Origin of the sequence: Tardiphaga robiniae, from assembly GCF_001618955.1 — a bacterium.
Classification (GTDB): Bacteria; Pseudomonadota; Alphaproteobacteria; order Rhizobiales; family Xanthobacteraceae; genus Tardiphaga; species Tardiphaga robiniae_A.
Genome location: NZ_LVYV01000012.1, coordinates 529,665 through 549,894 on the forward strand (window position 1 = coordinate 529,665; position 20,230 = coordinate 549,894).

A 20,230-nucleotide genomic window follows, 5' to 3' on the forward strand; every position below is an offset into this window, starting at 1 on the left:
ATTCTTGAAAGGTGAAACTTAAAACGCTGTCATGGCCGGGCTTGACCCGGTGATGACAGCGTTTGTGCCAGGCGGCGTCGCTTAGGCGATCACGCCCATGATGTCCGACTCCTTCATGATGAGGAGTTCTTCGCCGTCGAGTTTGATCTCGGTGCCCGACCACTTGCCGAACAGAACCTTGTCGCCGACCTTGATGTCGATCGGGATCAGCTTGCCGGATTCGTCGCGGCCGCCAGGGCCCACGCCGACGACTTCGCCTTCAGACGGCTTTTCCTTGGCGCTGTCCGGGATGATGATGCCGCCCTTGGTCTTCTCGTCGGCGACGATGCGCTTGACGACGACGCGGTCGTGCAGCGGGCGGAATTTGGTCTTGGCCATGGGAGTGTCCCTTTAGGGTTTGCGATTTCGTTGCCATCTCGGAGGCGGGCGGGAATCCAGCCGGAACGCTCGGGGCGGCCGGCTCATTCCCTTAGCAATCGCGCTCCGGGAGTGCTAATTGAGCGTCCGGGAAATATGGCCAGACGCTTTTTGAGTCAAGCGAGGCCTTAAGGCCTTGGTGAGGCCAATATAGGATGATCTGGAAACCATAATGGAGAGTCGGCGTAATTCTGCCGACCTCATTGCGCCGTCAGGTGTTTTGCGCTTGGCTGCCGGGATGGGCAGCCGGGGAATTTGCTCTAGGGGATAATATGATCAGGTCACGCTACGCCCGCACGGTTGCCCATCTGGCGATCGTTTCAACTTTGGCGCTGTCATTGGGCGGGTGCGGCACGTCTGGTGGATTGGGCGGGTTCAGCTTTGGGAACTCGCAGCCGACACCGCCGCCGGAGCCCCCGCCGGCGCCGGAACTGCCAGCCTCGATCCGCTCGGAAGAACTCGTCGGCCGCTGGGGTCTGGCGTCCTATATGAACCCCAATGATCGCGTTCGCACCGAGAACGCCGCGCGCGGCCAGTGCAAGCAGCCCTATATCATCGGCCAGGGCGCCACCGGCGGCGTCATCATGCACCTCGCCGACGAGGCGACGCCGCAGGAACTGCGCCTGAAGGGCAGCCCGAGCGGCAAGAACTATATCGGCCCGCCCGGTCCCGCCGGTGGCGAGAAGGATCGCGAGATCGTCTCCTTTGACGGCCGGATTCTCGTCACGCGCTTCATCGACAAGGACGCTGCGGTCCGCTACGGCAACATGGTCTATGTCCGCTGCGCGCCCAAGGCATGACCTGAGGCGTAAGGCGGGTCCCACCATCCTGCTGACAACGTGAGATCATGCACCGATTGCGCGACCTCGTTTTCGGACCGGGCCGCGCGGTCCTCGTGCTGGCATTCACCCAGATCCTGACCTGGGGCATCCTGATCTATCCACCGGTGCTGACCATGCCGCATGTTACGGCGGCACATGGCTGGTCGCTGGCCTTCGGCATGGCGGGCTTTTCGCTGGGGCTGATCGTATCGGGACTGCTGTCGCCGGTGGTTGGTGGATTGATCGACCGTCACGGCGGCAATGTCGTCATGGCATCGGGCGCATTGGCCGGTGCCTTGGGTCTCGCTCTATTTTCAGTAGCCGATCATCCCGCGACCTATCTGGCTTGCTGGTTGTTGCTCGGCGCTGCAATGTCTGCGTCGCTCTACGATCCCGCCTTCGCCACGCTGACGCGTATCTTCGGTGCCTCGGCGCGGCGGCAGATCACCTTCGTGACCTTTGCAGGCGGCTTCGCCTCGACGGTCGGCTGGCCGGCGACCCATCTTCTGCTTGAGGCTGTCGGCTGGCGCGGGACGTATCTGACCTTCGCAGCGATCTTCGCCTTTGTCGTTGCGCCGCTTCATGCTTTTGCATTGCCGCGCCACGTCGCCGTTGCGCCTCTGCCCGTGGTGGACGCCGTTGTCGTCCCCCAGCAGGCAACTCTGCGCCCGGAAGGCTGGCCGTTCATCCTGCTGGCGGCGGCGTTCTCGCTTTACAGCTTCATTCTGTCGGGCGTGACGTCGAACCTGCTGGCGCTGCTGGAGCGCGGCGGGCTCAGTGCTGCAACGGCGGTGACGATCGGTGCGATGTTCGGCCCGGCGCAGGTGGCATCGCGGTTGGCAGACTTCATGCTGGCGGGGCGCACCCATCCGCTGTGGATCGCGCGCGGGGCGGTGGTGCTGGTGGTGTCGGCCTTCGCGATGCTGGCATTGGCCGGGATTTCATTTCCGCTCGCGGCGCTGTTCGCGGTTGCTTTCGGCGCCGCCAATGGCGTCATGACCATCGCGCGCGGCGCGCTGCCGCTGCTGATGTTCGGTCCGGTCGGGTATGGCCGCGTCATCGGCCGCATCGCGCGGCCTGCCTTGTTCGTGCAGGCCTTTGCACCGTTCGTGGTGGCATCCGCGGTCGAGACGCTGTCGGACCGCACTGTACTGCTGCTCGGGACGGCGGGAGCGTTGATCGTACTGGTCTGCTTCGTGATGATAAAAACGCCGGGCGTTGCGGCCCGGCGTTAAGTCGTTTCTAATCTTGCGCGCAGGTTCCGGCGTTAGCCGAACAGCGCGTCGATATCGTCCTGCGAAGCGTGGCCGACGTCGCCGTCCAGCTTCGGGCCGTTGAGCAGCTTGTCGTCTTCGCTGCGCTCATCGACCTTGGCCGGCGCATGCGCCTTGATCTCATCGACGCCACCCCAGATGTCCATCATCGCGGTGATGCGGTTTTCGATGAACTTCATCGTGGTCATCACCTTGCTGATACGCTGGCCGGTGAGGTCCTGGAAGTTACAGGCTTCGAAGATCGCGACGACGTTATCGCCGATCTCTTCCAGCATCTGCTTCTGCTGATCGGGTGAGGTCACCTTGCCGAGCGCTGTCGATGCATTATCGATGGCTTCGGCTGCGGCGAGAATCTGCTGCGTGGCTTCTTCGGTGCCGCCGACGACGGCGCCGAGTTCACCGTTGACCTTCGCCATTTCGTCGCCTTCGAAGCTCTTGCCGTGAAGAACTGCGATTTCCATTTTGGTGCGGGTAATGGCGTCGTGGATCAGATCGAGTTCGATCTTGAGCTTTTCGCACTGCTCGATCTGAGCGCGATAGGTTGCCAGCAGCGCCTGTGCTTCCGCGACCTGCTGATCGGCGGCGGCGCCGACCTGATCTGTCACGGCGTTGCGGGCCGGCGCTCCCATCTGCGCGCGGATCGCGCGGAGCTCAGCCATGATTTCGCGATGCATTGGCATCGGCTCGCTGCTGCCCACCACTTCATTGGGCATAGGTGCAGTACCGAAAACTTCTTCAATGCGAAATCGCTTGCGACGAACAGACATCAGGTCCCCCAACGTTCAATCAATCCCCCGTTCGTATACCCATGAGTTTAACGTGAAGTTCACGCGGGAACATCGCACCTATAGTCGAAATTTCTGCGAGAGAACTGTTAGTTAACCATAGGGCTTTCGCGTTCATTCAAAATAAACGCTACCAAATAGAACTGCGCCGTTTGACGACGTGGTGAATCCAAACGGCGATTGTGTTTACCAAACCGAGGCGATTTTAACCTTAAGTCGGAGTGTGCAAAGCGCTTCTCAGGTGAGAACGCGCACGACGAAACAGTACAGAGTACGTCGATGTTCAGAAAGTTCTCTCTCACGCTTCTTGCCAGCGCATCTTTCATCGCAGCTGGATCGCATCAGACGCTTGCGGTGGAAGCCGCGGCGCAATTCGCCGAGCCTCCGGTGGTCTATGCGCAGCAGCCGCAGCGCCCGATGCAGCGCACGGCCTATGCCGAACGCTCGCGCATGGGCGGCGGCTTCATCGAGTTTCTGTTCAGCGATGGTCCGGCGCAGCAGGGCCAGCGTTATCAGCAACAGCCGGACTACTCTTACGAGCAGCGCCGCTCGCTGCTGCCGCCGATGGATCCGCAACAGCGCGTCTATCAGCAGGAGGAGACGGCAGATGCCGCGCGTCCGGCGCTCGATCCCAGATATCAGCCGCAGATGGTGGAATATCAGGGCAGCGAAAGCGCCGGCACCATCGTCGTCGATACGCCGAACAAATTTCTGTTCCTGGTACAGGGTGGCGGCAAGGCGATGCGCTATGGCATCGGTGTCGGCCGGCCGGGCTTTACCTGGTCCGGCGTAAAGACGATCACGGCGAAGAAGGAATGGCCGTCGTGGACGCCACCGAAGGAAATGCTGGCGCGTCGTCCTGATCTGCCGCGTTACATGGAAGGCGGTCCGGAAAATCCGCTCGGCGCCCGCGCAATGTATCTCGGTTCGACCCTGTACCGCATTCACGGCTCCAACGAACCATGGACGATCGGCACCAACGTTTCCTCAGGCTGCATCCGCATGCGCAACGAGGACGTCATCGATCTCTATGGCCGCGTCGGCGTTGGCGCCCGGGTCGTCGTGATCTAATTGATCTCCCGTCACATGAAAACGGCCGCTCGTGAGAGCGGCCGTTTTTGTGTTGCTGGTCTAAACGATCAGGCCAAATCGCTGTCGTCGGAATCCATGTCCATGGCGTCGTAATCGCCGTCGTCCTGGTCTTGATCCTGGTCCTGATCGGCATCGGCCTGCGCCTGATCGAAGGATCCGGCGCGGGAGCCGCTGGACGAGCCGATATCATTGACGCCGGCCTGATTGCCGAGGTTGCCGCCGGACGAATCCGAACCGGAGCTCCACGGGCTCTTGCTCTCGCTGGCATTGGCGGCGTCGCCAAAACCTTGCTGATGGCTGCCGCCCATCATCGAACGGATGCTGCCGAGCAGAAGCGAGCCGCCGACCACGCCGGCTGCGGCTGCCGCTGCGGTGCCCAGAAACGAACCGCCGCCACCAGCCTGAGGTTGCTGCTGGCCGAACTGTCCCGGCGCCTGACCTTGGCCATAGCCGCCCTGACCATAGCCACCCTGTGGCTGGGGCTGGCCGATGACCTGCCCGGTGTTCCAGGCAGGACGGCTCGGCTCGGGCGGGCGAACGCTCGGCACGGAGCCGCGCGGCTGGTTCGGGTTCTGACCCTGACCGAACAGGGCGTCCCGCATCGAATCGAGGAAACCGCCCTGAGCGGCCTGTTCGGGGGCGCCGTTGCCTTCTAGTTGCTGGATGCGCTCATGGGCGCGCTTCAGCGCTTCGTCCTGCAGCAATACGGTCTGCACCAGCGCGTAGACCGCATTGGGTGCGCGGCGCTGGCCCTGCGCAATGGCGTCGAGCGCGTCCGGATCGCGTGGCGCGCCTTCGACCTTGCTGAGCCGGTCAAAGAGATCGTCAACCAGTTGGCGTTCTTGCGGTGTCATGGCGTCCTCTGTCTTCAAAGCGCGCTTGCTTTGCGCGCTGGAGATGTAGTGACGCTTTGTGTCGCAATAAGTGCCGCCCGGATTAAATTTAGTTATGCGACAAAACGACCGGCAGGCATTGTCGTGCTTCCTCTTGTCATGCTTCCAGCGCGTAGCGCGCCAGATTGGCCTTCAGCATGTCGAGAATCTGATCCCGTGCCGGATCGCGGGTCCCTCTGACCCAGGCTGCGGCGAGTGGCAGTCGGTTCATAGCCGACATGCCCAGTGGCACATAGCGAACGCCGCGCGCGGGCATGCGGGACGTCCAGCGCGGCACGATCGCTAGTCCGATCTCGGCGGCAACGAGATTGACGATGGTCTGCTTCTCATCGGCGATCTGAACAACATTGGCCTGCAGTCCATCTTCCGCAAACAGCTTCATCGTCAGGTCGTGACTATGCGGCCGCGACCGTCGCTCCGGCACGATCAGAGGCTCGTCGGCGATATCGGTGATCGTCAGATGCGTGCGCGAGGCCAGCGGATGGCGTTCGGAGACGGCGACGACCGCCGTCTCGTGAAACAGAAACATGAACTCCAGCCGCTTGTCGGCACTCTCGGGCGGCCGGACGAAAGCGAGATCGAGCCGGCCCGACAGCAGGCGCGGCAGCAGCCGGATCGTCTTGTCCTCATCCAGCTTGATGGCAACCTCAGGGACGCGCTCGCGAAGATCGTGAAGCAGCGCCGGCAGAAGCCCGGCGGCGGCGCTGTCGATTGCGCCGACCCGGATCGTGGCTGCACGGGCCCGCACGCGTGCGCGGAAGGACGACGCGATCTGATCCGCGCGGGCGAGCAGGTCGCGCGCCTGTTTCAGAAACTCGGCGCCGTCATCGGTCAGGGCGACGCTGCGCGTCGTGCGCGTCAGCAGGCGTGTGCCGAGATCGTCCTCGAGGAGGCGGATGTAGCGGCCGAGTGCCGACGGCATCATCTCCAGCCGCTGCGCCGCGCGGCCGAAATGCAGTTCGTCCGCCGCCGTCACGAAACAGCGCAACTGGTGCAGATCCATCAAGCCCTCCCGATGGCGCCCTTCCTTCGGCCGCCTCAGGAGTTATTATATCATTTATTTATATAAACAATCGCGATTGAGCCGGGCGTAGCTCGCCTGCAGGGTGGGAGAGCCAGTTCAACCCAGCAGAGACCTCACCATGCGCGAATATTCCATCGCGGCCATCCCGGCCGACGGGATCGGCCCCGAAGTCATCGCCGCAGGCACTCGCGTGCTCGAAGCGCTGCAGAAGCGCGTCGGCGACGTCACCTTCAATGTCGAGACCTTCGACTGGGGTTCGGCCTATTACCGCAAGCACGGCGTCATGATGCCGGCCGACGGCCTACCCAAACTCAAGAAATTCGATGCCATCTATTTCGGCGCCGTCGGCGCGCCTGATGTCCCCGACCACATCACGCTGTGGGGCCTGCGGCTGCCGATCTGCCAGGGCTTCGACCAATACGCCAATGTGCGCCCGACCAAGATCCTGCCCGGCATCACCTCGCCACTGCGCGGTGTCGAAACCGGCGATCTCGACTGGGTGATCGTGCGCGAAAATTCCGAAGGCGAATATGCCGGCTGCGGCGGCCGCGTGCATCGCGGGCTGCCGGAGGAAGTCGGCACCGAAGTGTCGGTGTTCACCCGGGTCGGCGTGATCAGGATCATGCGCTATGCGTTCAAGCTCGCGCAGTCACGTCCGCGCAAGCTGCTCACCGTGGTCACCAAGTCCAACGCGCAGCGCCACGGCATGGTGATGTGGGACGAGATCGCCGACGAAGTGTCGAAGGACTTCCCTGACGTCACCTGGGACAAGATGCTGGTCGACGCCATGACCGTGCGCATGACGCTGAAGCCGCAGAGCCTCGACACCATCGTGGCGACGAACCTTCACGCCGACATTCTCTCCGACCTCGCCGGTGCATTGGCCGGCAGTCTCGGCGTTGCGCCGACGGCGAATATCGATCCCGAGCGCCGATTCCCGTCGATGTTCGAACCGATCCACGGCTCGGCCTTCGACATCACCGGCAAGGGCATCGCCAATCCTGTCGCCAGCTTCTGGACTGCGGCACAGATGCTCGATCATCTTGGCGAACCGGATGCCTCGGCGCGGTTGATGCGTGCGGTGGAGAAGGTCTGCGAAGCAGGCATCATCACACCGGATGTCGGCGGCAAGGCCACGACGAAAGAAGTGACTGACGCCGTGGTGGATGCGATCCATAGTTCGAACGTCTGACGCGATTTCCGAACGCCCCGGCCTCACCGGGGCGTTCGCCTTCAATAAATCAAAACAATATTCAGGGAGGATCTCATGAAAACCACAGCTATACTTGCGTTTGCGATTACGCTGGCAAGCTCCGCTGCCTTCGCACAGGGCTATCCCAACAGGCCGATCACCATGCTCGTGCCGTTCGCGGCCGGTGGCGCCACCGACACCGTTGCGCGCGTCACCGCTGCGACAATGTCGAAGATCCTCGGCCAGACCATCATCATCGAAAACGCCACAGGCGCCGGCGGCACCATCGCGGCGGCCCGCGCGGCCCGTGCCGAGCCGGACGGCTACACGATCCTGATCCATCACATCGGCATTTCCACGGCTGCGACGCTGTATCGCAAACTGCCTTACGACACCAAGACCGCCTTCGCGCCGATCGGCCTCGTCACCAATGCGCCGATGACCATCATCTCCAGGCCGAACCTGCCGCCGAACACGCTCGCCGAGCTGATCACCTATATCAAGGCCAACGGCGACAAGATGACCTTCGGTAATGCCGGCCTCGGCGCAGCCTCGCAGCTCTGCGGCCTGATGTTCATGAATGCCATCGACAAGCAGATCCTGTCAGTACCCTACAAGGGCAACGGCCCGGTGATGAACGACCTGATCGCCGGCCAGATCGATCTCACTTGTGATCAGACGACTAACACCACCGGTCCGATCGCGGCCAAGCTGGTGAAGAGCTACGCCATCACCACCAAGACACGCCTGTCGTCGATGCCGGATCTCCCCACGGCCGATGAGGCTGGTCTGAAAGGCTTCGAAGCCGGCGCCTGGCACGGCATCTACGCCCCGAAGGGGACGCCGGATGACGTCGTGCAGAAACTCGCCAAGACGCTGCAGGATTCGTTGCGCGATCCCGAGCTGATCAAACGCTTCAACGACATCAACACCGATCCGGTGCCACAGGATCAGGCGACGCCGCAGGCATTGAAGAAGCAGCTCGACAGCGAGGTCGATCGCTGGGCGCCGATTATCAAGGCGAGTGGACAGTTTGCGGACTAACGCGTCAGCGTGACGTTGCTCGACGTCAGCAGCTGCGCGAAGGCATCGCTTGCCAGATACTGATATTCGCGCTCGCGCTGATCGGTGAACGGATCGAGGTCGATCAGGATCTCATCGACATGACCCGGGTGGCACATCACGAGTCCGCCATCCGGAAGGTCGTTGAGGAAACCGGTCATGAGCGTGCCGAAGTCGGCATGCTTCGTGAAATCGTAGGCGCCGGCGAATCCCGGATTGAACGTCACGTCGGCGCGTGTCGCACGTCGGCGGAACGTGGCGCTGAGCGTGTCGAGCAACAGCGCCTTCGGATTATCGAGGCGTTGGCCTAACGGCAGCACGCGGCCGGATTGGCGGACCCAGGCCTTTGGCGCATTTTTCTTCATTGCGGCGAGGAGCGCATCGCGCACCTGCGGGAAGGTCTGCACATGCTGGTGCCCGTCGACATAGTCGGGGGCGCGCCCGAACAGGGCCACAAACTTCGCGATCTGCGTAGTCAGCTCGGTTTCGATCGCCTCGCGATCGAGTTTTCGCAACAGGCTGAAGCGCAGCATCTTGCCAAGCGGCAGGAACAGCTCGTCGAGCAGCGGCCGGTAGTGCATCGTCAGCGGATGAAACGGGGCGGTCAGTGTCGCGTGTAGCCCGATCTCGCAGTTCGGATTGTTGGCGACGGCGTCCTGCAACGCACTCACGTCATCGCGCGAAATCGCAGGACCGACCACCATCACGGATGTGGCGTTGAGGCGACCAAGCGCAATGAGTTCGCGGATGCCCTGATTGACGCCGGGGCTGATGCCGTAATCGTCGGCGCAGAGTGTGATGCGGCGCAGGGCTGCGCCGGTCATTCGGCAGCGGTCCGGTCGGTGGTTTGCGCCACGCTATCGGGGGTGTTGCGCTTCACGCTGTGCTCGGCGACGAAATAGATCGGCCGCGCCTTCAGCTCAGACAGGATCTTGCCGATATATTCGCCGAGCACGCCGATCATGATCAGCTGCACGCCGCCGAGGGTCATCAGGCCGACGACCAGCGATGGATAGCCCGGTACCGACTTGCCGGAGACCCATGTCTCCCACAGGATCGACAGACCGAACAGGAACGCGCCGAAGGCGAGCAGCAGACCGAGCAGGCTGGCGAAACGCAGCGGAGCTACCGAGAACGAGGTCAGGCCCTCGATCGACAGGCCGATCAACTGCTTCGGATTGAACGATGTCACGCCATGTTCGCGCGCCGCCGGTTCATAGTCGACGCGGAGCTGGCGGAAGCCGATCCAGGTGGCCAGTCCCTTGAAGAAGCGATTGCGCTCCGGCAACTGGCGCAGCGCCGCCGCGGCGCGCGGTGACAGCAAACGGAAGTCGCCGGCATCTTCCGGGATCTTCTGCCGCGCGCCCCAGTTGATCAGCGCATAGAAGCCGCGGACGGCCTGGCGGCGCAGGAAGGATTCGTTGTCGCGATGGGCTTTGGCGGTATAGACGACGTCATAGCCTTCGACGATCCAGTGGCGCACCAGCTGTTCGACCAGTGACGGCGGATGCTGACCGTCGCCATCCATGAACAGCACGGCGCCCTTGGTGACGTGATCGAGCCCCGCCATCAGCGCGGCTTCCTTGCCGAAATTTCGCGACAGCGACACGACCTGAACGTCAAGCGACGTGGCCTGCAGGCTGCGCGCAACCGCCAGCGTGCCATCGGCGCTGCCGTCATCGACATAGACGACTTCGCAGGCGAGGCCGTGGCGTTCTTTCAGTGTAGTCGCAAGCGTCACCAGCCGCTCATGAAACAGAGCAAGGCCGGGCGCCTCGTTGTAAACAGGCACAACGATCGACAGGCCTTGTGCCGCGGCGGTCGCGGCATCGGTCGACAGGCTCGATACGTCGCTGCCCAGCATCATCGATCAGATTCCGATATCCAAAATATGCTCATGAATCATATGGTAATCAGCCAGTGCGTCCGCCAGCAAGGCGAAACGCCGCGCTGCGCATTACTGCCGCAGGAAGGCCTCAAGTTTGGCGAACAGCGGATTCTCGCGATCCATCACATAGTCGAGCGAGGCGACCGAGACGGTGTCGGCGCCGTTGGCACGCAGGAAGCTGCTCAGCGCGTAAAGCTGCGCCGGCGGGCAGTGCAGCGTGATCATGCCCGACGAGGTCGGGCCGCCGAACGGCGATACTACGCCGAAGCGGTTGTGGGCCTCGGTGAGGAGCGCCTGATTGCAGCCGGCGAAGCGGGTGCGCACTTCCTTGTATTTGCTGGCGCGGGCGCGCGCGGCAATGTGGTCGAGAATGATGCGCGCAGTTTCCAGGGACTGCGCCGACCAGTCGGCGGCGCGCGAGGCGACGAGATTGGCCTGGCTGCGCAGGATGACGCCGTCATCGAGTACCTTGAGGCCGTTGGCGACGAGGGTTGCGCCGGTGGTGGTGATGTCGACGATCAGCTCGGCCGTGCCGGTGGCCGGTGCGCCTTCGGTGGCGCCGGCGCTTTCGACGATGCGATAGTCGACCACGCCGTGAGACGCGAAGAAGTTGCGTGTCAGGTTGATATACTTCGTGGCGACGCGCATGCGGCGATTGTGCTGCGCGCGGAAGCCGGTGGTGACGTCATCGAGATCGGCCATGGTGCGGACGTCGATCCAGGCCTGCGGCACCGCGACGACCACATTGGCGCTGCCGAAGCCCAGGCCATCGATCAAAGCGACCTTCTTGTCGGCGTCGGGGATGCTTTCGCGCAAAAGATCTTCGCCGGTGATGCCGAGATGCACGGCGCCGCGCGCCAGGTTCGAGGCGATCTCGCTGGCCGAGAGATAGGCGATTTCGACATTGTCGAAGCCGGCAATGGTGCCGCGGTAATCGCGCACGCCGCCCGGCTTCGCCAGCGTCAGACCGGCGCGGGTGAAGAAGGCTTCGGCGTTTTCCTGCAGCCGGCCCTTGGAGGGAACGGCAAGGACGAATGGTGCGGTCATGACGCGCTCCCGGAAACCAGCGCCGAGGACGCGTTGTGAGTGAGGGCTTCGATCCAGATCGAGAAACCGACCGCAGGGATCGGCGTCGCGGAGCCGAGCTGCGTCAGCAGTCCGTCATAACGGCCGCCGGCTACCAGCGGCTCGGTGCCATTGCCCTTGCGGTGCAGTTCGAATTCGAAGCCGGTGTAGTAGTCGACGCCGCGGCCGAATGACGTCGAGAAACGCGTCTTGGTGGTATCGATACCGCGCGCCGCCATGAAGCCGATGCGGCTTTCAAATTCGTCGATCGCGGCCGTGATGTTGAGCTTGGCATCGGAGGCGAGCTTGCGCAGTTGCTGCAGGGCATCGTCGGGATCGCCTGAGATTGCGAGGAAGCGCTTGATAAGCACCAGCGCATCGCGCGGCAGTGCGCCGCCTTTCAGCGTCGACTGTTCGAGGAAGCGATCGGCGATTTCTGCCACCGAACGGCCGCCGACATTGGTGGCACCGGCGATCGACATCAGGTCGGTGACAAGCGCCAGCGCCGCCTTGCGGTCGGAGCCCGCGAGGGCGGCGAGCACGCCTTCATATTCGTTGCGCACCGGCGACTCGGCGAGCGTGAGCCGGTCGAGGTCGTGGGTCAGGCTGATCTTGCGGTTGAAATCCTTCATTAGCCGGCGCTTCCACACCGGATAGAGGTCGAGCGCCTCGATCAGCGCCGCGAACAGCGCGACGTCGCCGGTGCGGATTTCGATATCGCTGAGGCCGAAGGCGGCCGTTGCCTCGAGGCCGAGCGCCAGCATCTCGGCATCGGCGGCGGCGCGATCCTGGCGGCCGAAGGATTCGATGCCGGCTTGCTGGAATTCGCTGGGCGTGCCCTGCCGATAGCGGAACACCGGGCCGAGATAGCTGAAGCCCGCAGGCTGGCCGGCCTGCGGTGAGGCGAGATAATCGCGCGCTACCGGGATGGTCAGATCGGGCCGCAGGCAAAGCTCTTCACCCGACGCGTCTGTCGTCAAATACAGGCTCTTGCGAATGTCTTCGCCGGACATGTCGAGGAACGGATCGGCCGGCTGCAGGATCGCCGGCTCGGCATGGGCGTAGCCGGCCTCGGCAAACGACAACAGCAGCGCATCCGCCCAGGCGGCGGATCCGGTCGCGCGAGGGGCGGCGGGTTTGGTCATCTCGAAGTCCAGCAATCTCAACAGAGTGGTCGTTGGCGCAGCCCATAGCATGGCGGTTGCGACGTTTCGACCACCATCGCCCGGCGGCCTTAATGTCGGGTCATGGCGGCGCCTTATTTGCCTACTTGGTTACCATTCCAGTCACCAAGCCCCGTTTGCACCAGCGCCAGCGCTGCCACGGCGGCGGTATCGGCGCGCATGATCCGGGGTCCCAGCGCCAGCCGCAGGATATTGGCCTGTTTCAGCAGAAGGGCTCGCTCTTCCTCGGCAAAACCGCCTTCCGGGCCGATCAGCACATCGATTCCGGCGGAGGCGGCAGTGCGGGCACCGGTCAGCGCCGCCGTGGGATCTGCCACTTCCGCGGCCTCGTCGCAGAAGATCAGCAGCCGTTTGGCATCCCGCTGGTCGAGATATTTGGGCAGGTTCAGCGGCTCGGCGACGCTGGCCACGCTCAGAATTCCGCATTGTTCGGCCGCCTCGACCACATTGGCGCGCATCCGCTCGGTATTCACCCGGCTGGCCTGGGTAAAGCGCGTCATCACCGGCTGCAACGCCGCCGCGCCCATTTCGATGGCCTTCTGGACCATGTAGTCGAGCCGGGCGTGTTTCAGCGGTGCGAACACGTAGGTGACGTCGGGCAGGTGGTCCTGCGGCCGGGTCTGGGTTAGCAGCGTCAGACGGTCTGCCCGCTTGCCGCCGGAAATGGCGGCCTGCCATTCGCCGTCCTTGCCGTTGAACACCAGCACCGAGGCGCCGGAGCCTAGCCGCAACACATTGCCGAGGTAATTGCTCTGGTTGCGGTCGAGCGAAATGGTTGCGTCGGCTGCAAAAGGCGCATCGACAAACAGGCGGGGACTGCGGAAATCGGTTTGCGGCATCGTTCATGTTCCATTCAGAGGGCGAGCTTTAGCCCAACTGCGACGAATTATCATGCGGGAACGCGGGTTTGCGCCGTGCTGCCGCCCGAATCCGCGTGCTGTTGGTGGGTTGTTAAGGCTTGGCAGGAATCGTAGAAAGTCCTGAATCAGGATGGGCTTCGCCCCCGATCGATCGGGGCACTGAGCTGCCGGAGGAATATCTGTGATCATCCGTCGTTTGATTGTGCCGTTGTCGATGGCCGTGTTCGCCATGCAGGCTATCGAAGTTCATGCCCAGGGCGCGTTTCCCGCGCCGCTGCCGGGCAATAGCTCGGCTGCGCCTGCGAGTTCGTCGCCGTTCCCGCCAGTGAACGGCGCGCCTGCCAGCGCATCGCCATTTCCGCCGGTCAATGGTGCAGCGGCTGCGCCCAGTGCGTTTCCCTCCAATGGCGCTGCGCCGATCGGTGGTGGCGGCTTTGGCGCTCCTCAGCAGCAGCAGGCGGGCCCGCCCGGCGGCGAAGATTGCATGAAGGGCTTTCTGCCCCTGCGTCAGGACGCCGAAAAGAAGGGCGCTGCCATCAAGGCTGCGAGCGAGCGTCGCGCGCCTCCGGACGAGGCCTGCAAGCTGATCACCTCTTTCTCGCAGACCGAAGTCAAGATGATCAAATACATCGAGGCGAATGCGCAGAAGTGCGGCATTCCGCCCAATGTCGGCGAACAGATGAAGACCGGCCACAAGAACACCGAAGGCATGCGGCAGAAGGTCTGCAGCGTCGCGCAGCAGCAACGGGGTGGCGGTGGTGGCGGCCCGGTGGCAGCGCCGCGTCTGAGCGACGTGCTGGGCTCCTCGGCATCGCTGCCGGAAGCGAATAATGCGCGCAAGAGCGGCGGCACCACGTTCGATACGCTGAACGGCAACGTGCTCACCCGATGATCGGGTGGCAGATCATTCTGCTCCAATGAGCGACGCGGCCGCCCGCGTTGCGGATGCGACCGGCAACTGGGTCGATCGCTCGGCGCCGTTGTGGTCGCGGCCCTATCTGCGGCTGTCGCGCTTTGACCGTCCGATCGGCTCATGGTTGCTGCTGATGCCGTGCTGGTGGTCGGCGGCGCTCGCCTCCGGCATGGCGCATGATATCCATCAATTGCCCAAGATGATCGCGCTGTTCTTCATCGGCGCCTTCGTGATGCGCGGCGCCGGCTGCACCTGGAACGACATCACCGATCGCGACCTCGACGCAAAGGTCGAGCGCACACGCTCGCGGCCGATCCCGGCCGGGCAGGTCACGGCGAAACAAGCTTTTGCATTTCTGGTGCTGCAGGCCCTGATCGGTCTCGTGGTGCTGCTGCAGTTCAACACTTTCTCCATCGCCACCGGCATCGCCTCGCTTGGCATCGTTGCCGCCTATCCCTTCATGAAGCGCATCACCTACTGGCCGCAGAGCGTGCTGGGTCTTGCTTTCTCATGGGGCGCGCTGATGGGCTTCGCCGTGGTGTTCGGTGGCATCGATGCGACGGCGCTGCTGCTTTATGCCGGGTCGATCTGCTGGGTGATCGCCTACGATACGCTCTACGCCCATCAGGACACCGAGGACGACGCGCTGATCGGCGTGAAGTCGACCGCGCTGTTGTTTGGGGAACGCACGCAGGCCGCGCTGGCGCTGTTCTACGGGCTTGCCGTGTTGCTGATCGGAGCGGCGCTGCTGTTGGCCGGTGTGCGCTGGCCGGCATGGCTCGGCCTCGCGGCGTTCGCCCTGCATCTGGTCTGGCAGGTCGCGCGCACCGATATCAGCGATTCCGCATTATGCCTGCGGCTGTTCAAGTCCAACCGCGATGCCGGACTGCTGCTGTTTGCAGGATTGCTTGTGGATGCCATCATGCGGGCGGCGTAATCGCGCCTTCCTAAGCACTGGTGGACCACAGAGATGGACGTCGCGCAGCTCAAGACACTCATCCACGTGGCCGAGCTGGGTAGCCTGAGCAAGGCCGCCGATCGCCTTCGCATCGCGCAGCCGGCTTTGAGCCGGCAGATCAGATTGCTGGAAAAAGAGCTGGGGGCCGTGCTGTTCGAACGACATGGTCGCGGCACGGTCATCACCGAGATCGGCCGTGACGTTCTTAACCACGCCACCCGCGTGATGACCGAGCTTGATGCCATCCGCAATGTCACCTCCGAGGAGAGTGCATCGTTCAAGGGCCTCGTCTCCATCGGCACCACGCCGACCGTGGCCGAGATCGTCACCGTTCCCCTGGTCAAGAAGATCAGGGAGGTGCATCCACAACTCTCGATCCGGCTGTCATCGGCCTTCACGGGGCATTTGCTCGACTGGCTGCAGCGCGGCGAACTGGAGCTCGCTGTGTCCTACGATCCGCAGCCGCTGCGTTCGCTTCGTATTGTGCCGGTCATGATGGAGAACCTGTTGTTCGTCGGCGCCGGCGGCAAGGGATTGCGGATGGACCGTCCCGTTCCGTTCGCGGCGCTGGCTCATGAAGAACTGGTTTTGCCCAGCCTGCGCCATGGCCTGCGCGGGATCATGGAGGAATGCGCGCGGCAGGCTGGCATTCAACTGCGCGGCAGCGTCGAGGCGGACTCCTTCGGCGCGATGATCGATCTGGTGCGCAACGGTGTAGGCTCAACGGCTTTGCCGCTCGCGCCGATCCATGCGCTGGTCGAGAGCGGCGTGCTCTGTGCGGCGCCGCTGGTCAATCCTACGCCGGCGCGCAAGCTGGTGCTGGCCTATCCGGCAGACCGTTCGGTCAGCGCGGCGGCACGCTTCGTCGGCGATACATTCACGGAGATCGCGGCCGATCTCGTGGCCCGGAATATCTGGGTTGGCCACATGATCGATCCCGGGAAAACGTAGCTGCGTCGCACCATTCGCGCGCTGTCGCGTGCTGCAACGCCAGAGATCAAATCTCGGCATATCTCTTCGAGCAAATCGGTATGCGTCGGGCTGTCTGCTTTGGGCTAAGCGTGAGTCAGCGCTATGCTGCAGCAACGGAGACTGGAATGTCAGATGCAGGGCCCACGCCCGGTTCACAGGTGGATTGGCGGCACGATGTGTTCCGCATCCTGAAGGAGGCCGACGTCAAGCACATGGTCTATGTGCCCGATGCCGGCCATTCCACGGCCATCCGTCTCGCCGACGAGGACAATGCGATCAATTCCGTGGTGCTGACCACCGAGGAAGAAGGCATCGGCTATCTCGCGGGCGCCTGGCTCGGCGGCGAGCGCGGCGCGCTGCTGATGCAGTCGAGCGGCGTCGGCAACTGCATCAATACGCTGGCGCTGCAGGCTTGCACGCGCTTTCCTCTGCTGATGGTCGTGACCATGCGCGGCGACTGGGCCGAGTTCAATGCGTGGCAGAACCCGATGGGGCAGGCGACGGAGAAAGCGCTCAACCTGATGGGCGTGCTGACCTGGCGCGCCGATGAGCCGCAGGACGTAGCGCCGCTGTTGCATGGCGCCGCATCGATGGCATTCAATGGCGATGCAGCCTGTGCATTGCTCCTGGGGCAGCGTTTGATCGGAGAGAAGCAGTGGGTCAAGTAAACGCAACCGGCGCGCTCGATCGCCGCGAGGTCGTGCAGAAGCTGCTGGCCGGCCGCAAGGATCTGCTTGTTGTGACCGGCCTCGGCTCACCATCCTACGACGTGATGGCCGCCGGTGATCACGACAATAATTACTATCTCTGGGCGGCCATGGGCAGCGCCGCCATGGTAGGGCTCGGGCTCGCGACGGCGAAGCCTGATCATTCGGTGCTGGTCATCACCGGAGATGGCGAGATGCTGATGGGTATGGGCGGACTCGCCACCATCGCCACGCGCAAGCCGACCAATCTCACCATCGCGATTCTCGATAATGGGCATTTCGGCGAAACCGGCATGCAGGTCAGCCATGCCGGGCTCGGCGTCAATCTCGATCGCGTGGCGCAGGCCTGCGGCTTCGGCTGGACGCGCGAGATTCGCGACATGGCCGGCGTGGACGATCTTCGCACTCGCCTGTCGTCGCGCGATGGCGTCAAACTCGCGACCATCAAGGTGAAAGCCGAGAATCCTCCGCGCGTGCTGCCGCCGCGTGATGGTGTCTATGTGAAGAACCGATTCCGCGCAGCGCTCGGACACGCGCCACTCTGAACCAACGGAAGGGCGCCCATCGAAGGAGATGCGGCGCCCTTCTGACGATCGCTGGAAGACCCAATGCTGGAAAACCAGTGTGGGAAACAAAAACATCATCAAGGGTAGGGAAACAATGGCGAGCAAGATCACACGCCGCACGTTCTGCCGCTCGGCAGCCGTTGCGGCGTCCAGCATGATGATTCCGGGTACCCATGCCTGGGCGCAGGCGGAGTTGCCAAAAGGTCCGATCACGCTGGTCGTGCCTTTCGCCGCCGGCGGGGCCACCGACATCGTCAGTCGGCATGTCGCCAAGAAGGTCTCCGATCAGCTCGGGCAGACCATCCTCATTGAAAATGTCGGCGGCGCAGGCGGTGTGGTCGGTGCCACGCGGGTCGCGCGCGCCAAGCCCGATGGGCTGACGCTGTTGATGGGCACGATCTCCACCCACACGATCAATCCGCTGATGGCGAAGGTGCCGCCTTACGATCCGGTCAAGGATTTCACCGCGATTTCGATGCTGGTGACGGTGCCCAATGTGTTGATGGTGTCCAAGCAGGTGCAAGCGACCACCGTCAAGGAACTCATCGCGCTGCTCAAGGCCGATCCGACCAAATACAGCTATGGATCGTCCGGTGTGGGCACGCCGCCGAATCTGTCGGGAGAACTGTTCAAGGTGCAGGCGGGCGTGAAGATGGAGCACGTGCCCTATCGTGGTGGTGCGCCGGCCATGAACGACCTGATGGGCGGACAGATCCCGGTTTTGTTCGACGTGCTGAGCGGCGCGGCACCGTTCATCAAGGCGGGCTCGATCCGCACACTGGCCGTCACCACCAAAAAGCGTTCGCCGTCCTTCCCGGATATTCCGACAATCGCCGAGTCTGGCCTGCCTGATTACGAGACCTACACGTGGAACGCGGTGTTTGGCCCGCCCGGCATGGCGCCGGCGCTTGCAGAACGGTTGAGTTCGGAGTTCCGCAAGGCCGTTGCCGATCCGGACGTGGCGAAGCAGTTGCGCGAGCTGAGCGGCGATCCGGTTGGCTCGACCGGCGCCGAGCTTGAGGCGCAGGTCAAGGCCGAAGCTGTGAAGTGGGGCCCGATCATTCAGGCCGCAGGTCTCAAGTCGGAATAAACAGTCGAAAGGATCGCCTCTTGCCTCTTACGGATAGCGAACGCGCCGCGTTTCTGCAGGCGCTGGCGGCGATCATCGGCGACAAATATGTACGAACCGGCGCGGATGCCGAACCGTATCAGCAGGACTGGCGCGCGCGCTATCGCGGCGTGGCCGTGGCCGTTGCCTTGCCGGCAAGTACGGACGAGGTGTCGGCGGTGGTTCGCCTGTGCGGTGAGCGTGGCATCGCCATCGTGCCGCAGGCCGGCAATACCGGCTTGACGGGTGGTGCCATCGTTCCGGACGGCGTGGCGGCGCTGATCGTCAATGTTTCGCGGCTCAATCGCGTGCGCAATGTCGATCCGCTCAACAATGCGGTGACGCTGGAAGCCGGCTGCATTCTGGCGGATGTGCGTGCGCTGGCTGACCAGCACGACCGGCAATTTCCCGTGCTGCTCGGCAGCGTCGGCAGTTGCGAGATCGGCGGGCTGATCTCCACCAATGCCGGCGGCACCGGCGTGCTGCGCTATGGCAACATGCGCGAGCAGGTGCTTGGCCTTGAAGTTGTTCTGGCCGACGGGCGGATTTGGCGCGGGCTGAAGGCATTGCGCAAGGACAATACCGGCTACGATCTGAAGCAGCTCTTCATCGGCGCCGAGGGAACGCTGGGCATCGTCACCGCCGCTGTGCTGAAACTGTATCCAAAGCTCATGGTGTCAGCGACGGCGATGGTGTCGATGGGGCAGGTCGGCCAGGCGGTTGCGCTATTGCAGTATCTGCAGCGCACCACGGGCGGTCGTGTCGAGGCCTTTGAATTGATGTCGCAGAGCCAATTGCAGATCGTGCTGCGCCATGGCTCCGGGAGCGGCAGTCCGATGACGGGTGAAGCGCCATGGTATGTGCTGCTCGAACTGGCGGACAGCGCCGCGGACTGGAATGCCGTGGAAAGCCTCGAGACCGCACTGGCAGCAGCGATGGAGGACGGGCTCATCGGCGATGCGGTGATCGCAACCGATCAGGCCAAGGCCGACCGGATCTGGAATTTGCGACACACGATTTCCGAATCCAACAAGCGCGAGGGCTTTACGGTGTCGAACGATACGTCGGTGCCGATTTCGGCGCTGCCGGAATTCATCGACCGCGTCACGCGTCGGCTGCAGCGCGAGCTGCCGAATGCGCAGGTCGCGCATTGCGGGCATGTCGGTGATGGTAATGTCCATGTGATCGTCGTGTTTCCCTACGACATCGGCGATGCGCAGGTGCGCGAGGCTGCGGCGCACGAGGCCAACACCATCGTGCATCAGGAAAGCGTTGCCTGTGGCGGCAGTATCAGCGCGGAGCATGGCATCGGCCGCATGCATATCGATCGGCTTCCGCTCTATACGTCGGAGGTCGAGCTCGATCTGATGCGGCGTGTGAAGCTCGCGCTCGATCCCGACCGGATGATGAATCCGGTCAAGGTGTTGCGGTTGCCGGGAGAGTAAGACG

At 63.3% G+C, this 20,230-nt stretch carries 21 protein-coding genes; 12 read left to right on the top strand and 9 right to left on the bottom strand.

What is annotated here, in order from left to right:
- Window positions 1–81 precede the first annotated feature (81 nt).
- A complete protein-coding gene (locus A4A58_RS15715; RefSeq protein WP_068733599.1) occupies window positions 82–378 on the bottom strand; it encodes a co-chaperone GroES in 297 nt (98 codons plus the stop codon).
- Between the two features lie 311 nt (window positions 379–689).
- Here A4A58_RS15715 and A4A58_RS15720 point away from each other — a divergent pair, with 311 nt between their 5' ends.
- Window positions 690–1,217 carry a hypothetical protein gene (locus A4A58_RS15720; protein ID WP_068733601.1) on the top strand — a complete coding sequence of 176 codons (528 nt, stop codon included), beginning with the start codon at window positions 690–692 and terminating at the stop codon, window positions 1,215–1,217.
- A 47-nt stretch (window positions 1,218–1,264) separates the two neighbouring features.
- Window positions 1,265–2,473 carry an MFS transporter gene (locus A4A58_RS15725; protein WP_068733603.1) on the top strand — a complete coding sequence of 403 codons (1,209 nt, stop codon included), beginning with the start codon at window positions 1,265–1,267 and terminating at the stop codon, window positions 2,471–2,473.
- A 32-nt stretch (window positions 2,474–2,505) separates the two neighbouring features.
- Here A4A58_RS15725 and A4A58_RS15730 read toward each other — a convergent pair whose 3' ends face one another.
- Window positions 2,506–3,279, bottom strand: a complete 774-nt coding sequence (locus A4A58_RS15730; protein ID WP_068733605.1) for a protein phosphatase CheZ — start codon at window positions 3,277–3,279, stop codon at window positions 2,506–2,508.
- Between the two features lie 297 nt (window positions 3,280–3,576).
- Here A4A58_RS15730 and A4A58_RS15735 point away from each other — a divergent pair, with 297 nt between their 5' ends.
- A complete protein-coding gene (locus A4A58_RS15735) occupies window positions 3,577–4,368 on the top strand; it encodes a L,D-transpeptidase (RefSeq protein ID WP_068733607.1) in 792 nt (263 codons plus the stop codon).
- 68 nt (window positions 4,369–4,436) lie between these two features.
- Here A4A58_RS15735 and A4A58_RS15740 read toward each other — a convergent pair whose 3' ends face one another.
- Entirely contained in the window at window positions 4,437–5,243 is an 807-nt protein-coding gene (locus A4A58_RS15740) for a DUF2076 domain-containing protein (RefSeq protein WP_068733608.1), read from the bottom strand.
- Between the two features lie 136 nt (window positions 5,244–5,379).
- Window positions 5,380–6,285 carry a LysR family transcriptional regulator gene (locus tag A4A58_RS15745; RefSeq protein WP_068733610.1) on the bottom strand — a complete coding sequence of 302 codons (906 nt, stop codon included), beginning with the start codon at window positions 6,283–6,285 and terminating at the stop codon, window positions 5,380–5,382.
- Between the two features lie 139 nt (window positions 6,286–6,424).
- On the opposite strand from A4A58_RS15745, the gene A4A58_RS15750 reads away from it, so the two are divergent.
- Together A4A58_RS15750 and A4A58_RS15755 are read left to right on the top strand one after the other, a co-directional pair.
- Entirely contained in the window at window positions 6,425–7,498 is a 1,074-nt protein-coding gene (locus A4A58_RS15750; protein ID WP_068733612.1) for a tartrate dehydrogenase, read from the top strand.
- Between the two features lie 75 nt (window positions 7,499–7,573).
- Window positions 7,574–8,542, top strand: coding sequence for a tripartite tricarboxylate transporter substrate-binding protein (locus A4A58_RS15755; protein WP_068733614.1), 969 nt, complete (start codon window positions 7,574–7,576; stop codon window positions 8,540–8,542).
- Here A4A58_RS15755 and A4A58_RS15760 read toward each other — a convergent pair.
- The 5 genes from A4A58_RS15760 to A4A58_RS15780 all read right to left on the bottom strand — a co-directional run bounded on the left by A4A58_RS15760 (window position 8,539) and on the right by A4A58_RS15780 (window position 13,536).
- Entirely contained in the window at window positions 8,539–9,384 is an 846-nt protein-coding gene (locus A4A58_RS15760) for a ChbG/HpnK family deacetylase (RefSeq protein WP_068733616.1), read from the bottom strand. The two genes, A4A58_RS15755 and A4A58_RS15760, sit on opposite strands and share 4 nt — an antisense overlap.
- Window positions 9,381–10,424, bottom strand: a complete 1,044-nt coding sequence (locus tag A4A58_RS15765; protein WP_068733795.1) for a glycosyltransferase family 2 protein — start codon at window positions 10,422–10,424, stop codon at window positions 9,381–9,383. Before A4A58_RS15765 ends, A4A58_RS15760 begins: the two co-directional genes overlap by 4 nt.
- A 93-nt stretch (window positions 10,425–10,517) precedes the next feature.
- Window positions 10,518–11,495: an ATP phosphoribosyltransferase gene (gene hisG / locus A4A58_RS15770; protein ID WP_068733618.1), complete on the bottom strand. Its 978-nt coding sequence runs from the start codon at window positions 11,493–11,495 to the stop codon at window positions 10,518–10,520.
- Complete coding sequence (locus tag A4A58_RS15775) at window positions 11,492–12,658, bottom strand: ATP phosphoribosyltransferase regulatory subunit (protein WP_068733620.1); 1,167 nt, start codon at window positions 12,656–12,658, stop codon at window positions 11,492–11,494. The genes hisG and A4A58_RS15775 overlap by 4 nt, the downstream gene beginning before the upstream one ends.
- A 113-nt stretch (window positions 12,659–12,771) precedes the next feature.
- Complete coding sequence (locus tag A4A58_RS15780) at window positions 12,772–13,536, bottom strand: 16S rRNA (uracil(1498)-N(3))-methyltransferase (protein ID WP_068733622.1); 765 nt, start codon at window positions 13,534–13,536, stop codon at window positions 12,772–12,774.
- Between the two features lie 202 nt (window positions 13,537–13,738).
- Here A4A58_RS15780 and A4A58_RS15785 point away from each other — a divergent pair, with 202 nt between their 5' ends.
- From A4A58_RS15785 to A4A58_RS15815, 7 genes are all read left to right on the top strand, one after another.
- Entirely contained in the window at window positions 13,739–14,449 is a 711-nt protein-coding gene (locus tag A4A58_RS15785) for a hypothetical protein (RefSeq protein WP_433993627.1), read from the top strand.
- A 25-nt stretch (window positions 14,450–14,474) separates the two neighbouring features.
- Window positions 14,475–15,407, top strand: a complete 933-nt coding sequence (gene ubiA, locus A4A58_RS15790; protein WP_068733624.1) for a 4-hydroxybenzoate octaprenyltransferase — start codon at window positions 14,475–14,477, stop codon at window positions 15,405–15,407.
- A gap of 33 nt (window positions 15,408–15,440) precedes the next feature.
- Entirely contained in the window at window positions 15,441–16,379 is a 939-nt protein-coding gene (locus A4A58_RS15795) for a LysR substrate-binding domain-containing protein (RefSeq protein WP_068733626.1), read from the top strand.
- Between the two features lie 146 nt (window positions 16,380–16,525).
- Window positions 16,526–17,068, top strand: coding sequence for a thiamine pyrophosphate-binding protein (locus tag A4A58_RS15800; RefSeq protein WP_068733628.1), 543 nt, complete (start codon window positions 16,526–16,528; stop codon window positions 17,066–17,068).
- Window positions 17,056–17,652, top strand: coding sequence for a thiamine pyrophosphate-dependent enzyme (locus A4A58_RS15805; protein WP_068733630.1), 597 nt, complete (start codon window positions 17,056–17,058; stop codon window positions 17,650–17,652). The genes A4A58_RS15800 and A4A58_RS15805 overlap by 13 nt, the downstream gene beginning before the upstream one ends.
- A gap of 115 nt (window positions 17,653–17,767) precedes the next feature.
- Window positions 17,768–18,763, top strand: a complete 996-nt coding sequence (locus tag A4A58_RS15810) for a Bug family tripartite tricarboxylate transporter substrate binding protein (protein WP_068733632.1) — start codon at window positions 17,768–17,770, stop codon at window positions 18,761–18,763.
- Window positions 18,764–18,783: 20 nt separating this feature from the next.
- Window positions 18,784–20,226, top strand: coding sequence for an FAD-binding oxidoreductase (locus A4A58_RS15815; RefSeq protein ID WP_068733634.1), 1,443 nt, complete (start codon window positions 18,784–18,786; stop codon window positions 20,224–20,226).
- Window positions 20,227–20,230: the final 4 nt, after the last annotated feature.